A 14597-nucleotide genomic window follows, 5' to 3' on the forward strand; every position below is an offset into this window, starting at 1 on the left:
AAATCAGAGGGGTAAATCAGACAATCTCTCTCTGCTGGCGGCGCATTACAGTCACTCTCTCCTGACGGGATCGGCGAGCATCGCTGGATATTCTCAGGGAGAGCCCGATGTCTGCCCATTTCGCACGACCCGAACGCCACGATGGACTTGACCGCCTGCAGGACCGCAGGATGTTGCGCGATCTTGCCTATATTGATGGCCATTGGAGCTCAGCCAAAAGCGGGCAGACATTCGAGGTGCGTGACCCGGCATCGGAAATGCCGGTAGCATGGGTCGCCGCTCTCGGTCTGGAGGAAACGTCTCTTGCCATCGATGCGGCATCGCGCGCATTCCGTTCATGGCGTGCGTTGCTGCCGCAACAGCGTGCTGCTGTTTTACGCAAATGGCACGACCTCATTCTGGCGGCAAAGGAAGATCTCGCGCTGATCATGACGCTCGAGCAGGGCAAACCGCTGGATGAGTCGCGCGGCGAGATCGAATACGCCGCATCCTTCATCGAGTTCTATGCGGAGGAGGGGAAGCGGTTGAACGCCGAAGGCGTGACCAGCCACCTGCCCGGTGCGCAGATGATGGTCAGCCGCGAAGCGATTGGCGTCGTTGGTATCGTCACTCCGTGGAATTTTCCCTCTGCCATGCTCACCCGCAAGGCAGCTGCGGCTCTTGCGGCCGGTTGCCCCGTTGTCGCGCATCCCTCATCCGAAACGCCGCTGTCAGCCCTTGCCCTGGCGGAATTGGCGGAGCGGGCCGGGGTGCCAGCGGGCGTTTTCAATATCATCACCGGCAAGGCAGCGCCTATCGTCGAGGCGCTTTGTGCCGATCCGCGCGTGCGGGCCTTGAGTTTCACGGGCTCGACCGAGGTTGGGCGCCTGATTGCAGCACAGTGCGCACCGACGATGAAGAATCTCGTCATGGAACTGGGCGGACATGCGCCCCTGATCATCTTTGCCGACAGCGACATAGATCGCGCCGTGGACATTGCGATCGGTGCAAAATTCGCCACGTCAGGTCAGGATTGTCTCGCAGCCAACCGCATCTACGTCGAACGGCCGGTCCACGATGTTTTCGTCGCTGCCTTCGCCCGGAAAATTGCGGCGCTGAAAGTGGCATCCGGTCTGACAAGTGGGGCGGAAATCGGCCCGTTGATGCACGAAAGGGCCGTGCAGAAGGTCGAAGAGCAGGTGCAGGATGCACTCGATCGCGGTGCCAAATGCGTCGCCGGCGGCAGGCGTCATGAAGCAGGGCCGCTTTTCTTTCAACCGACCCTGCTGACCGATGTCCCCGACACCGCGCTGATCATGCGTGAGGAAACATTCGGGCCAGTGGCCGCCGTGACCGTGTTTGACGACGAAGATGAGGTCATCCGCCGTGCCAATGATACGGAATACGGTCTTGTGGCCTATGTCGTTACCCGCGATGGCCAGCGCATGCTGCGTCTGGGCCGGGCACTCGAATATGGCATGGTTGCAATCAACCGGGTGAAAATCACCGGTGCGCCGATCCCCTTTGGCGGCGTGAAGCAATCCGGTCTCGGACGGGAAGGATCGCGCCACGGCATCGAAGCCTTCACGGAACTCAAATATCTCTGCCTCGAAGCAAGTTGAGGTAAAAAGCAGGAGCAATAGACATGTTGGACCGTTCGAACGAGCTGAACGCCTGGGACCGCGACCACTTTTTTCATCCCTCCACCCATATGGGCACCCATGCGCGGGGCGAAAGCCCGACGCGCGTGATAAAGGGCGGCGAAGGCGTGCACATTTTTGATGTGAACGGCAAGAAGAGCCTTGATGCCTTCGCCGGGCTCTACTGCGTCAATGTCGGCTATGGGCGGCAGGAAATAGCAGATGCGATTGCGCAGCAGGCCAAGGAGCTTGCCTATTATCACGCCTATGTCGGGCATGGCACCGAAGTCTCAATCAAGCTGGCCAAGATGATCATCGACCGGGCGCCGGAAGGGATGAGCCGGGTTTATTTCGGTCTTTCAGGGTCCGATGCCAACGAGACCAACATCAAGCTGATCTGGTACTACAACAATGTGCTTGGACGGCCGGACAAGAAGAAGATCATTTCCCGCTGGCGCGGCTATCATGGCTCAGGCGTGATGACGGGAAGCCTGACGGGTCTCGACCTCTTTCACAATGCCTTCGACCTGCCCCGAGCACCGATCCTGCATACGGAAGCACCTTATTATTTCCGCCGGGACGACCGTTCGATGAGCGAAGAGCAGTTCTCCCAGCATTGCGCCGACAAACTGGAGGAGATGATCCTTGCGGAAGGGCCGGAGACCGTAGCGGCATTCATCGGCGAACCGATCCTTGGCACCGGAGGCATCGTGCCGCCACCTGCCCGGTACTGGGAGAAAATACAGGCCGTTCTCAACAAATATGATGTGCTTCTGGTCGCCGATGAGGTTGTAACCGGCTTTGGCCGTCTGGGCACCATGTTCGGTTCCGATCATTATAGCATCAAGCCTGATCTGATCACGATCGCCAAGGGCCTGACTTCGGCCTACGCGCCGCTCTCCGGAGTTGTCGTTGGCGACAAGGTCTGGCAGGTTCTGGTGCAGGGCTCAGACAAACTCGGATCACTCGGTCATGGCTGGACCTATTCGGCGCATCCCATCTGCGCTGCCGCCGGTGTTGCCAATCTGGAGCTGATCGACAAGCTCGATCTCGTGACCAATGCGCGGGAGACCGGAGCCTATTTCCGCAACGCCCTTACCGAAGCACTGGGGCATCATCCCATCGTCGGCGAGGTGCGTGGTGACGGCATGCTGGCCGCCGTTGAATTCGTCAAAGACCGGGACGACAGGGTGTTCTTTGACGCGCCCCAGAAGGTCGGCCCGCAAATTGCGGCAGCACTGGCGGAACGCGGTGTGATCGGACGGGCCATGCCGCAGGGCGATATCCTCGGATTTGCCCCTCCATTGTGTCTCACGCGGGACGAGGCCGATACTGTCGTCAAGGCGGCGGTTGCGGCCGTCGATGCCGTTGCAAAAACGCTCTGAGGTCCAGGATGACGGATATGGTTTCCCGAACAATGTCAGCCGTGTTACTGACCGGGCACGGTGATCTCGACAAGTTGGTGTACCGGACCGATGTTCCGGTGGCGCAACCGGCGGCAGGCGAGGTTCTGATCGAAATCTCCGCCTGCGGCATGAACAATACGGATGTATGGGTGCGCCAGGGCGCCTATGGCACCGAGAATGATGCGAATGCGGTTTCCACGTGGCGGCGGCAGGAGCCGACACTGACCTTCCCGCGCATTCAAGGCACGGATATTGTCGGCCATATCGTTGCGGTTGGAAGCGGTGTTACCTCCAGCCGAACCGGCGAACGGGTCATGGTGGATTTTTCGATCTACAACCGCGAAGACGACAGTCTTGCCGACATCGATTATATCGGTCATGGCCGTGACGGCGGATACGCGGAGTATGTGGCTGTGCCTGCGGAAAACGCCCATGTGGTCAACACTGATATGACCGATGTCGAACTGGCGACCTTTTGCTGTGCCTATCTGACCGGTGAGCAGATGCTTGAACGAGCCGGATTGAAATCCGGCGAACGGGTGCTGGTTACGGGTGCTTCGGGCGGCGTTGGCTCTGGTATCGTTCAATTGGCACGGGCACGCGGGGCCATTCCCTATGCGGTGGTCGGTGCCGGCAAGGAGCAGGCGCTGCTCGATATCGGTGCCGAGGCTGTGATCACCCGCGGTGATGGGGATCTCGTCATGGCAGTGGAGCGCGCACTGAACGGCAGGCCTGTCGATGTGGTCGCCGATCTCGTTGGCGGACCTCTGTTCAACGATCTCCTGCGGATATTGCGGCCGGAAGGCCGCTATACGACAGCCGGAGCCATCGCTGGACCTGTGGTACAACTCGACCTTCGGACCATGTATCTGAAACAGCTGCAGCTGCACGGATCGTCGCAGGGCACGCGCGCCGATTTCCGGCGTATTGTCCGTTATATCGAGGACGGCAAGATCAAACCGCTTGTCGGCGGCGTCTATCCGCTCTCGGAATTCCACCGGGCGCAGAGTGACTTCATGGCAAAGGCCTTTGTCGGTAAGCTCGTCGTCGTACCCGATGCGAAATATGAGCTGATCTGAGGATTGTTCGCAAACCTCCCTGAAGGCTACGAGGATAAGATGATGATAAGGTTATGAGGATTCTCAACGACCGAAATGGCACATCAGACCGGCGAGACTTCAGTCGTCACGGCATTGCAGCTGCGCGGTCACCGGGCCATCCACGGTGATCGTTGTCTGACTTGGCCGGTTTTCCCATCCGGGCGATCGCCCGGCAAAACAATTTCGTTCATCCTTGTCGGAATCTCCCTATCTTGGTCGTCCTTGCAGTATCAACCGCTTTAATCTCGGAGGTGCATCATGGAAAACGTCCAATCGGCCTGGCAGACGACTGCCATTCTCATTGCCCGCATTATCTTTGCCGCCGTCTTTCTGATGGCTGTCTCGTTCAAATTCATGGGTATGGGCGCGACCGCAGGTTACATCGCTGCCGCTGGCTTCCCGTTCCCGCTGTTTCTGGCCTGGTGCGCAGCGATCCTCGAAGTGCTGCTGGTCATTGCCTTTCTGACCGGCGTCTTTTTCACACCGGCGGCAGTGGTCGCGGCCGTTTATGTCATCTTCCTCGGATTTTCGTTCCACGGTCCTTCGCACTGGGCCGGCAACCAGGACGAATTCGGTTTCTTCGTTGACCATTTTACCTTTGTAGCTGGTTTGTTGTTTGCGGCCGTCCATGGACCGGGAAGCGTGCTTGCCCTCAAGGCGGGCTGGACGGGAAGGGCCTGAACTCAGCCTCCCATAGGAGGAAATACGGTGGGGCGAGTGGCATAATCCGCACTTTCGCCCGAGGGGAATGCTTTGATGCTGGCTCAGTATCTTACGGGCAGAGGATAACGGCTTTTCATGATAAGGGTCCCACCAGGGCCCTACGGCGATTTTGAATGGTCCGCGATCACCGCGGGGTTTTCGCAATGGCAATCGTCAATCCCGATTTGTACTGAGTTGCCGCCGACTGGAGTCTTACACAATGCCCATTTTGTTTTTGCTGCCGATAGCTGCATTGATTTGCGTTTGGGCGGCAATAGTCTGTAGCAGAAGCCTAAGGTACCCCTTCCTTATTGTGGGCATGGTCACAATCGCTCTCTGGCTGTGGTATCTTTTCGCTTTGGTCCAACTGGACCTGCCGGCCTGAAATTTCCTGAAATAGCAGGCTTGCCGAATTCAAGGGTAAGGCGGCTCTTCCTGCTTCTGAATCATCCCTATTGAACGCCCGTGACATCTTAGTATACAGTGTATATTCGTGACGGAAAGAGCGTCGATGAGTGTAAAACAACGTATCCTTGACTGTGCACTGAATGAACTGGCCCGTGCCGGGGCGCAGGGGTTTAGTTTGCGAGCCGTCGCGGTTGCCGCCGGCATCACCCCGATGGCCATCTATCGCTATTTTGGCAACCGGGAAGAACTTCTGTTTGCAGCAGGCGAAGCGGCTTTCGCAACATGGCTGCGACGTGTCGAAGCCATCAGGGAGCAAGGCGCGCTGGATTGGCTGCGACGAGTGGGACAGGCCTATATCGAGTTTGCGCTTGATGAACCAGCTCACTTCGATGCCTGCTTTGTCATACGGACCCGCGTGGAAAGGCTCTACCCCAAGGACTTTGAAGCAGGACTATCGCCGGTTATCGCAATGGTGACAGAGCGCATCGCCATTGCGCAGGCGGGAAGCCGATTGAGGGCGGGTAACCCCCTGGAGTTCGCGCTCTTCTATTGGGCAGAATTGCATGGGCTCGCTTTGTTGCACCGCTCGGGGCGTTTTGCCATGGAACGCCCCGCCTTTTTGGCTCTCACAAACCGGTCTGTTGATCGCATGCTCAACGATGCGGCGGCGGGCGAGGAAACACCGGCACGCTCATCATGATCAGAAAAGACCATCCATATCTTGGCATTGTCGCAGCCGCGACAACAGGATTGCTGTTTTGGGCTTCGCGCGATACGGGACCGTCTGGCCCTCTCGTGCTGATAGCGCCCATTCCATGGCTGGCTTACGCTTTGACAGCAGAGCGTGTGGTGTGGATCGCTGTCTTGTCCTTTTTGGCGGGTACACTTGGCCGGCTTGGATTGATCCTGACTTATATCACCGTGATTCCGCCGGCTGTGCTCATTCTTTGGATAATCTTCCTGCCGCTTTGGTTTATGGGCACCGTGCTGCTGACACGCTGGCTCTACCGCTCCGCTTCGCTCTGGATGGCTCTGCTGGCTTATCCGGTATTCTCCACGGCAAGCGAGTTCCTGTTCAATCTTGTCTCGCCTCACGGCAGCTTCGGATCGCTCGGTTATGCCTTGATTGATCTTCCCATCCTTGTACAGGCTGCGAGCGTCGGGGGTATTGCCGCCCTAACCTTCATGGGCTCGCTTGTGCCAATGGCCGGAACCTTATTCATCATCTCTCCGCATTCCCGCGGACATACGGCACTCCTTGCCGGGGCACCATTGATTGTCGTCTTGATATTTGGCGCAGTGCGGATGGAACATGGCTATGACCGGCAAGTGGCTGTCTCTTTGATCGCCGTTGACGCATTGCAGGATGACGACGTCAGAGACGAACCAACGGCCCTGCGGAATGCGAAGGCCTATGCGGACATGATCGATACCTCCGCCGGTACGCGCCCCGATATTATCGTCCTTCCCGAGAAAAGCCTGATCCGCAAACCCGGCTGGAGTGACACAGGCACCCTGATACGGAGCGCGGCAGAACAGTATGGCATCTCCGTCGTCGCAGGTTTCAATGAGACCCTGGCGGATGGACATCATACCAATACCGCTGAGTTCTATCAGCCAATGCAGCAAAACGGGCGCTACCTCAAGCGCAGGCTGATACCGGGTCTTGAGAGCGAGTTCGTATCTGGAACGGAGAACCTCATCATCGGGAGCACCGGCATCGCAATCTGCAAGGACATGGATTTTGCCGCTGCTATTCGGGATTATGGCCGGCGCGGCGTTCAATTGATGCTGGTTCCGGCATGGGATTTTAGGGCCGATGCGCGATTGCACGCCCGCATGGCAGTCGTGCGCGGTGTAGAAAATGGCTTTGCGGTTGTACGCGCAGCGGCCAATGGCTTGCTCACCGTCAGCGATGCATATGGCGAGATAATAGCAGAGAAAGCCACTGCTAAAGACGAGGCGGTGGTCTTGTCCGCCAAGGTTGGATTGCGGGACGGTACAACGCTCTATGCGCTGTTCGGTGATGTCTTTGGCTGGCTTACGGTTGTCGGCAGTGTGCTTTTGATCATCCGTGGATTTAGATCGATGCGAACAGCCTGACGCACACCTGAAAATATTGCGGAACCGAACCTCATGTCTTCATCCAGCTTCGCCAAGCATGCCGATGCGCGAATGCGGGGACGCAAAGAGTGGTATTCTCATTTTGAAGTTCGGGTCGCGAAAGTCGAGCGGGCGTACAACCTGACAACCTCGCAAGAGCCGCAACGGGACCCCAAGGGATAGTCACTATGCTATGCGCCGCAGAGAGGTACCGGTTGCGGTGCGACGGTGGATTGAGGCAACTGCCTCAATCCACACAGGCCAAACCGTGCATGGACAATGCCTACGGACGGGCTCGTTCGCTGCTCGCCTGTTTGGTGCCGATAGCCTCTTCACACAGAGCCACATGTTTGGCCAGCGCATCGATTGGCAGGAACGCACTGACCGTGCAAATATCGCGCTTTTGAAATTTTGGCATGCGCTGAAGTTCCTTCAGCCGTTCAAGAAGTGCAACCCGGTTCATATTCGTCTCCTTCATCCACTGGTTTGACGTTTGCCCTGACCCCTTGGCATGTATTCACTAAGCAGCCCGAACTCCGGCTTTCAATGGAATCTCGATGTCAACCTCCAGCATCGAAACCTGATCATCACTGTTCATTGTCACGCGAACTTTTTCGCGATCGATTTGTATGTGCCGCGTGACAACAGCCAGAATTTCTTCCCTTAACACAAGGACCAGATCGGAATGCCCCTGCGATGCGCGCTCATGGGCGAGCAAGATTTGCAGACGCTCACGCGCCTTGGGCGCTGAGGCTTGCTTGTTGAAGAAACGGAAAATACTCATGCTGCCCTCCGCCGGAATATTTTGCCCAACAAACCGCGCTTTTCACTGGGAATGGTAACAGGGATCGTTTCGCCGGCAAGGCGCCGCGCGGCATCCATATAGGCCAAAGCCGGTGCGCTATCCTTGTCAGCCAGGGTTACCGGCGAACCGATGTTGGATGCGCGCAAGACATCCTGGCTTTCAGGAATGATACCAAGCAGCGGAATGGATAGAATTTCGAGAACGTCTTCCACCTTCAACATATCGCCTCGTTCCGCCCGGTTTGCATCGTAGCGGGTTAAGAGGAGATGTTTCTCCATTCTCTCGCCGCGTTCGGCTTTGAGCGTCTTTGAGTCGAGAAGGCCAATGATCCGGTCAGAATCCCGAACCGAGGAGACTTCCGGGTTCGTGACCACGACTGCAATGTCGGCGTGGCGCATCGCGAGTGTCGCACCGCGTTCAATGCCGGCCGGACTGTCGCAAATGATCCAATCAAACGATTTCTTTAAATCTTCGATGACCTTCTCGACACCCTCTGCCGTGAGGTTGTCCTTGTCGCGGGTTTGGGATGCGGGCAGCAGGAAGAGCGTATCGAGCCGCTTGTCGCGAATGAGGGCCTGCGGCAGTTTGGCATCGCCCTGGATAACATTCACCAGATCAAAGACCACGCGACGCTCCGCGCCCATGACCAGATCAAGGTTCCGCAAGCCCACATCGAAATCGATGACGACCGTCCTCTCGTTGCGCTGCGCGAGTGCCGCGCCAAGCGCGGCGGTTGACGTTGTTTTACCAACACCTCCCTTGCCCGAGGTCACTACGATCACTTTTCCCATGTTTTTCCTACCTTCCGCGAGCCCTGATTCAACCAAATGCCTCTGCCAGTATGGTGTCTCCCTCGAGCCACAACTGCACAGCTTTCCCTTTCAGCCGCGGTTCCAAGTCCTCGGCTGTCTTGTAGAGGCCGTCTATGGCCAACAGTTCCGCTTCAAGCTTGCGGCAAAAAATGCGCGCCGTGGCGTTACCGGCCGATCCGGCCATGGCCCGGCCCCGCAGCGTGCCATAGACATGGATAGAACCGCCGGCGACGACTTCAGCGCCCGATGCAACCGATCCGATGATTGTCACATCACCCTCGGGGAAAATCACAGACTGTCCCGATCGCACAGGCTCTTTGATGATGATCGACGGCATCACGCGTAGCGGAGCAGCGCCGGAAGCATTTACAGAGGTTGCGGAAGGCTGGGCATTTCCGCTACGCGGTTCAATGGCTGTTTTTGCTGCCGGCGCTTGGAAATCGGTTGCTGATTTCCCACCCCTCATTGCGGGTGGCATGCCGGGCGCAAGCAGCGACGGGCGTGCGCCTTCGATGCCCATGATCGATACCCCGCGCCTGGCAAGCTCTTCGATCAAAAGCGTCAGCTGCGCACGGTCGGTCTGCAGATTCTCAATGTCGAGAACGATCGGCTTGCCGAGGAAAAAGCCTGCAGAACGCGATGCGAGGTCGTCCAATTGGACCAGCCAACGATCGATTGGTGCTTCGGGCGAAAGCACGAGGGCTAGAAACGAGCGGCCTTTAAGGCGAATTGGCTGAGAATCTGTTAGCACTTTGTTCATCTAGGTTAATTTTTCGTTCCGCGGGTATAGGCGGCTAATGGTTAACAGAAAGTTAATTTTGGCTGGTTTAACGGCACTGAAAATCGCGTGAGCAAAAAGCGTGGACACCCCGATGCGGGTTCACCGCAGTCGGCTGAGATCCACCGGACGATTGTTGATGATCGCTTCCATCGAAAAGAAGCCGGTGACCGTTGCAAGGTCGAAATTCGTGATCAATTTCTGGTAGAACGCATCGTAGCCGGACATGCCTTTTGTCACGACCTTGATCAGATAGTCCCATTCTCCGCCGATCCGATAGAAATCAATCACCTCCGGCAACCGCTCAACATGGGCACGGAAACCCTCACTCCACTCTTTGGAATGGTGGCGGGTGCGGATCATCACGAAGACGGTCAGGTCGAGCCCCAGTGCCTCGAGATCGATAACACTGTGCGATCCACATATCAGGCCGAGAGAGTGGAGGCGCTGCAGCCGCCGCCAGCAGGCATTTTGAGACAGGCCGACCTTTTCCGCCAGATCGCGCTGCGAGCGGTTCGCGTCAATCTGCATGGCGGTCAAAATTTTCATATCAAATACATCAATTTTTTTCAGATCATCGATCATTTGACACGTCTTTTGGAAAAAATGGCAGAAAATAAGTGAGTTTTTGAACGTGTAGCAGATTACAATCTGTGTCAATATCCAAGTCGAGGAGAATGATCATGGATGCCATTCGCCCAGCGATAGGACGGAGCGAAACGCCTCTTTCCAAGTTCCGCCAGAGTCTGAAAAACGTCGGCGTGACGGGTGCTCTGCGCGACGGGCTCGTCGGGGCGAACGCGAAAATCATCGGGCCTTATGGGGAAAGAGACCTGGTTTACGCCGACTATGTCGCATCCGGCCGCGCACTCCACCAGATCGAGCGCTTCATCCTGGAGGAGGTGCTCCCCTATTACGCCAACAGCCACACGGAAGCCTCCTATTGCGGTGGCTTCATGACCCGGATGCGGCGGGAAGCGCGCGCACTGATTGGTGAGTTCTGCGGAGCCAACGAAGGGCACGCCGTGATCTTCACCGGATCCGGCGCAACGGCGGGGATCAACCGTCTCGTCAAGCTGTTCGGCGTTGCTGAAGCCGCTGCGGCGGGCAAGCGCGCCCGGATCATTATCGGTCCCTACGAGCATCACTCCAACATTCTGCCCTGGCGGGAAAGCGGGGCTGAGATCGTTGAAATCGCCGAGCATCCATCCGGTGGGCCTGACCTGTCGCTTCTCCAGGCGGCGCTCCTCGACGGATCGCCGGATCTGACGATATGCACACTGTCTGCGGCATCGAACATCACGGGCATTACCAGCGATGTTGCGACGATCACCGCGATGGTGAAGGCGGCCGGTGCAAAGATGGTCTGGGATTATGCGGGCGCGGGTCCCTATGTGCCGATTGCCATGTCGCCCGCGCCGCATGCAGAGATCGACGCCATTGTTGTATCGCCGCACAAGTTCATCGGCGGTCCTGGTGCCAGCGGAATATTGATCCTTCGCCGCGACGCACTTTCGACGGAAAAGCCGTCTTGGCCGGGGGGCGGGACGGTGAAATTTGTGTCGCCGCGCACGCATGATTACAGCGATAGTCTTGAGGCCCGCGAGGAAGCAGGCACGCCGAATGTGATTGGCGACATACGGGCCGCGCTGGCATTCATCGTCAAGGATGCGATCGGGCTTGATGCGATGGTCACGCGCAACCGCGAGCTTGTACAGCGTGCATTGCGCGCCTGGGAAGGCATACCGCAACTGGAGCTCCTCGGCCTGTGCGAGCCAGATCGCCTGCCGATTTTTTCGTTCCGGGTGAAAAACGGAAAGGGCAGCTATGTCCACCAGCAGTTGATCACGCGCATGCTGAGCGACCGGTTTGGCATCCAGGCTCGCGGCGGTTGCGCCTGTGCCGGACCTTACGTGCACCGGCTGCTGTCGATCGATGATCAGGAGTCCGAGGAGATAAGACAAGCCATTCTTTCCGGTGAGGAAATCAGGAAACCCGGGTTCATCCGGCTGAATTTCAGCGTTCTGCTGCCGGATGACAAGGTACAGTTCATTCTCGACGCGGTGGCGCAGATTGCAGCCGATGCACCGGCCTTCGAGGCCGACTATGACGTCGATCCGAGCCGGGCAATATTCTTTCCACGAGTCGCAGCCAAGGAAGGTATCGCCTATGCAGAGGCCTGACGTCACTGGATTCCACGATGTGCGCACAGGCAGCATCCAATATGTCGTTGCATGCCCGAATACGCGCAACTGCGCAATCATCGATCCGGTGCTCGATTTTGACGAGAAGTCTGGCTCGACGGCAACGACAAACGCCGACAATATTCTCGATTATATCCATAGCCGCGATCTGAAGCTCGCGTGGATTCTGGATACCCATCCGCATGCGGATCATTTTTCGGCTGCACACTATCTTAAGTCACGCACGGGTGCGCCGACAGCGATCGGCGAGCATGTGAAGCAGGTGCAGCAGATCTGGCAACAGATCTATAACTGCCCGGATCTTGCCTGCGACGGTTCGCAATGGGATCGCCTGTTTTCCGATGGCGAGGCGTTCCGCATTGGCGAGCTGGAGGCGCGCGTGATGCACGCGCCAGGCCACACATTGGCATCGATCAGCTATGTCATTGGCGATGCAGCCTTCATTCACGACACGCTTTTTATGCCCGACAGCGGCTCGGCCCGCGCAGATTTTCCAGGCGGCAGTGCAGCCAAGCTATGGCAATCGATCCAGGCCATTCTGAGCTTGCCCGGCCACACCCGCCTCTTCACCGGGCATGATTATATGCCAGGAGGGCGCCCGGCGCAGTGGGAGAGTTCGATAGCGGAGCAGAAGGAGAGAAATCCGCATGTTGCCGGTCTGTCAGAGAAGGATTTCGTCTTGCTTCGAGAGGCCCGCGACAGGACGTTGCCAATGCCGAAGCTCATTTTGCATGCGCTGCAGGTCAATATCCGCGCAGGGGAACTGCCCCGGATTGAGGAAAATGGGCGGCGTTATCTGAAGATCCCGCTTGACGCGCTGCCAGGATCGACCTGGGGTTCGTGACACATTGCATAGCTCTGTCCAGCGGTTGCGGCGAGCGTATCCCTGATGGCTTCAAAGGCCGCGTTTGCCGACGCGCTGTCGAAAGCGTCATAAATGTTGCACGCCGCCCATTACTCATATAAAACACTGTAATTACAGAATTTTATGATTGATTTTTTATTTTTTTCACGGACCGCGCCGGTGCCATTTGATGCCGTCGCCCATTTTTTAAAGGTATTCATATGCAAGACAAATTCGATTTCCCGCGCGTATTCACAGCAAAAAAAGATATGGATCGACGGCAGTTCATGGAGTGCGCCTTGGTTGCGGGCGCAGGCATGCTGCTTGGCCGATCAGCTTACGCAGGCGCAGCGAATATTGGTGCACCAATCAGGGGAGGGCTTCTGAAGGCAGGGATGCAAGGCGGCCAATCGACCGATAGCCTTGATCCAGCTCTAAACTCGTCGCAGGTGCCCTTTCTGTTCTGCAAGCAGTGGGGGGAGTTTCTTGTAAGGCTGACACCGGAGGGTGGTCTTGAAAATCGGATCGCCGAAGAAATCAATCCATCCAGTGACGGGAAGACCTGGACCATCAAAGTCCGCCGTGACATTGAATTTCATAATGGAAAAACCGTTTCCGCCGGCGATGTGGCCGCTACGCTTGAGCGCCATGCCAGTGCAGGCTCTAAATCGGGAGCGTTTGGTATTCTCAAGAATATCACCGGAATCAAGGCGGCAGGCGATGATGTCATCATCTCGTTGGCGGTGTCCGACGCCGATTTCCCTTATCTGATGGCTGACTATCATCTTGTCATTCAGCCCAATGGCGGAAAGGACAATCCCGCTGAGGGCATTTCTGCAGGCCCCTACAAGATCGCGGTCAATCAGCCGGGCGTGCGGCACGGCGGCGAACGTTTTGCCAATTACTGGCGCGCCGGCAAGGCTGCGCATGCCGACCAGATCGAAATCATAGTCATCAACGACGCAACGGCAAGGCTGGCAGCGTTGCAAAGCGGCCAGGTGCATATAGTCAATCGCGTCGAGCCAAAAGTGGTCGATCTGATCAAGCGGGTACCAACCATAAAGATTGAGAACGTGTCCGGCCGGGGTTTTTATCCATTCAACATGTTTTGCGATACCGCGCCATTCGGCAACAACGATTTGCGAATGGCGCTCAAGCTGGCGATGGACCGCGAAGATTTGCTTCACAAGGTTCTGAGAGGCTATGGTTCGGTGGGAAATGATTTTCCAATCAATGAAGCCTATCCGTTGTTTTCCGAGGATATCGAACAGCGCCGGTTTGATCCGGATATGGCGGCATCCCACTATAAAAAATCCGGCCACTCCGGCCCCATCGTTTTAAGGACGTCGGACGTTGCATTTCCCGGTGCCGTTGATGCGGCGCAGTTGTATCAGCAAAGTTGCGCCAAGGCGGGTATCAAGATCGAAATCAAACGCGAGCCGGGCGATGGCTACTGGTCCGAGGTCTGGAACAAGCAGCCGTTTTCATTGTCATATTGGGGTGGCCGTCCGACACAGGACCAGATGTATTCTACTGGATATATATCGAGTGCGGATTGGAATGATACCCGGTTCAAGAACGAGGCTTTCGACAAGATGACACTCGCTGCCCGCGCCGAGCTTGACGAAGGCAAGCGCAAGCAAATTTACCGGGATATGGCGGTGTTGATCCGTAACGAAGGCGGGTTGATTGTGCCATTCTTCAATCAGATTATCGACGCCACGTCAGTCAAGGTGGGGGGATTTGTCAAAAGCAGGCAAGGAGAATTGATGGACGGATACGCGCTGAGTGAATGCTGGCTTGCGGCCTGAGGGAG

Annotated in this window: 14 protein-coding genes; 9 read left to right on the forward strand and 5 right to left on the reverse strand. The window is 57.0% G+C overall.

Going from position 1 to position 14597, the window contains the following annotated elements:
• The first annotated feature begins 107 nt into the window (after positions 1-107).
• From C5750_RS15245 to C5750_RS15270, 6 genes are all read left to right on the forward strand, one after another.
• Positions 108-1601, forward strand: a complete 1494-nt coding sequence (locus C5750_RS15245; protein ID WP_105734766.1) for an NAD-dependent succinate-semialdehyde dehydrogenase — start codon at positions 108-110, stop codon at positions 1599-1601.
• Positions 1602-1624: 23 nt separating this feature from the next.
• Positions 1625-3004, forward strand: a complete 1380-nt coding sequence (locus C5750_RS15250) for an aspartate aminotransferase family protein (protein WP_105734767.1) — start codon at positions 1625-1627, stop codon at positions 3002-3004.
• A 17-nt stretch (positions 3005-3021) separates the two neighbouring features.
• A complete protein-coding gene (locus C5750_RS15255) occupies positions 3022-4104 on the forward strand; it encodes an alcohol dehydrogenase family protein (protein WP_425350466.1) in 1083 nt (360 codons plus the stop codon).
• Between the two features lie 279 nt (positions 4105-4383).
• Positions 4384-4806, forward strand: coding sequence for a DoxX family protein (locus tag C5750_RS15260; RefSeq protein WP_105734769.1), 423 nt, complete (start codon positions 4384-4386; stop codon positions 4804-4806).
• A 532-nt stretch (positions 4807-5338) separates the two neighbouring features.
• The gene (locus C5750_RS15265; RefSeq protein ID WP_105734770.1) at positions 5339-5935 is read left to right on the forward strand and encodes a TetR/AcrR family transcriptional regulator; all 597 of its coding nucleotides are present in this window, start codon (positions 5339-5341) and stop codon (positions 5933-5935) included.
• Positions 5932-7338, forward strand: a complete 1407-nt coding sequence (locus C5750_RS15270) for a nitrilase-related carbon-nitrogen hydrolase (protein ID WP_105734771.1) — start codon at positions 5932-5934, stop codon at positions 7336-7338. The genes C5750_RS15265 and C5750_RS15270 overlap by 4 nt, the downstream gene beginning before the upstream one ends.
• Positions 7339-7621: 283 nt before the next feature.
• Here the strand turns inward: C5750_RS15270 and C5750_RS15275 are convergent, their stop codons facing one another.
• The 5 genes from C5750_RS15275 to C5750_RS15295 form a co-directional block, all read right to left on the reverse strand.
• Entirely contained in the window at positions 7622-7801 is a 180-nt protein-coding gene (locus tag C5750_RS15275) for a hypothetical protein (protein WP_105735023.1), read from the reverse strand.
• A 57-nt stretch (positions 7802-7858) separates the two neighbouring features.
• Positions 7859-8122: a cell division topological specificity factor MinE gene (minE, locus tag C5750_RS15280; protein ID WP_105734772.1), complete on the reverse strand. Its 264-nt coding sequence runs from the start codon at positions 8120-8122 to the stop codon at positions 7859-7861.
• Positions 8119-8934 carry a septum site-determining protein MinD gene (minD, locus tag C5750_RS15285; protein ID WP_105734773.1) on the reverse strand — a complete coding sequence of 272 codons (816 nt, stop codon included), beginning with the start codon at positions 8932-8934 and terminating at the stop codon, positions 8119-8121. The genes minE and minD overlap by 4 nt, the downstream gene beginning before the upstream one ends.
• A gap of 28 nt (positions 8935-8962) precedes the next feature.
• Positions 8963-9715, reverse strand: coding sequence for a septum site-determining protein MinC (gene minC, locus C5750_RS15290; protein WP_105734774.1), 753 nt, complete (start codon positions 9713-9715; stop codon positions 8963-8965).
• A 120-nt stretch (positions 9716-9835) separates the two neighbouring features.
• A complete protein-coding gene (locus tag C5750_RS15295; protein WP_105734775.1) occupies positions 9836-10318 on the reverse strand; it encodes an Lrp/AsnC family transcriptional regulator in 483 nt (160 codons plus the stop codon).
• Between the two features lie 98 nt (positions 10319-10416).
• Here C5750_RS15295 and C5750_RS15300 point away from each other — a divergent pair, with 98 nt between their 5' ends.
• The 3 genes from C5750_RS15300 (at position 10417) to C5750_RS15310 (ending at position 14592) form a co-directional block, all read left to right on the forward strand.
• Positions 10417-11916, forward strand: a complete 1500-nt coding sequence (locus tag C5750_RS15300) for an aminotransferase class V-fold PLP-dependent enzyme (RefSeq protein WP_105734776.1) — start codon at positions 10417-10419, stop codon at positions 11914-11916.
• On the forward strand, positions 11903-12781 hold the full coding sequence (locus C5750_RS15305; protein WP_105734777.1) for an MBL fold metallo-hydrolase: 879 nt from the start codon (positions 11903-11905) through the stop codon (positions 12779-12781). Before C5750_RS15300 ends, C5750_RS15305 begins: the two co-directional genes overlap by 14 nt.
• Before the next feature lie 221 nt (positions 12782-13002).
• Positions 13003-14592: an ABC transporter substrate-binding protein gene (locus C5750_RS15310; RefSeq protein ID WP_245421126.1), complete on the forward strand. Its 1590-nt coding sequence runs from the start codon at positions 13003-13005 to the stop codon at positions 14590-14592.
• Positions 14593-14597 lie beyond the last annotated feature (5 nt).

Source organism: Phyllobacterium myrsinacearum (genome assembly GCF_002980555.1).
Classification (GTDB): domain Bacteria; phylum Pseudomonadota; class Alphaproteobacteria; order Rhizobiales; family Rhizobiaceae; genus Phyllobacterium; species Phyllobacterium myrsinacearum.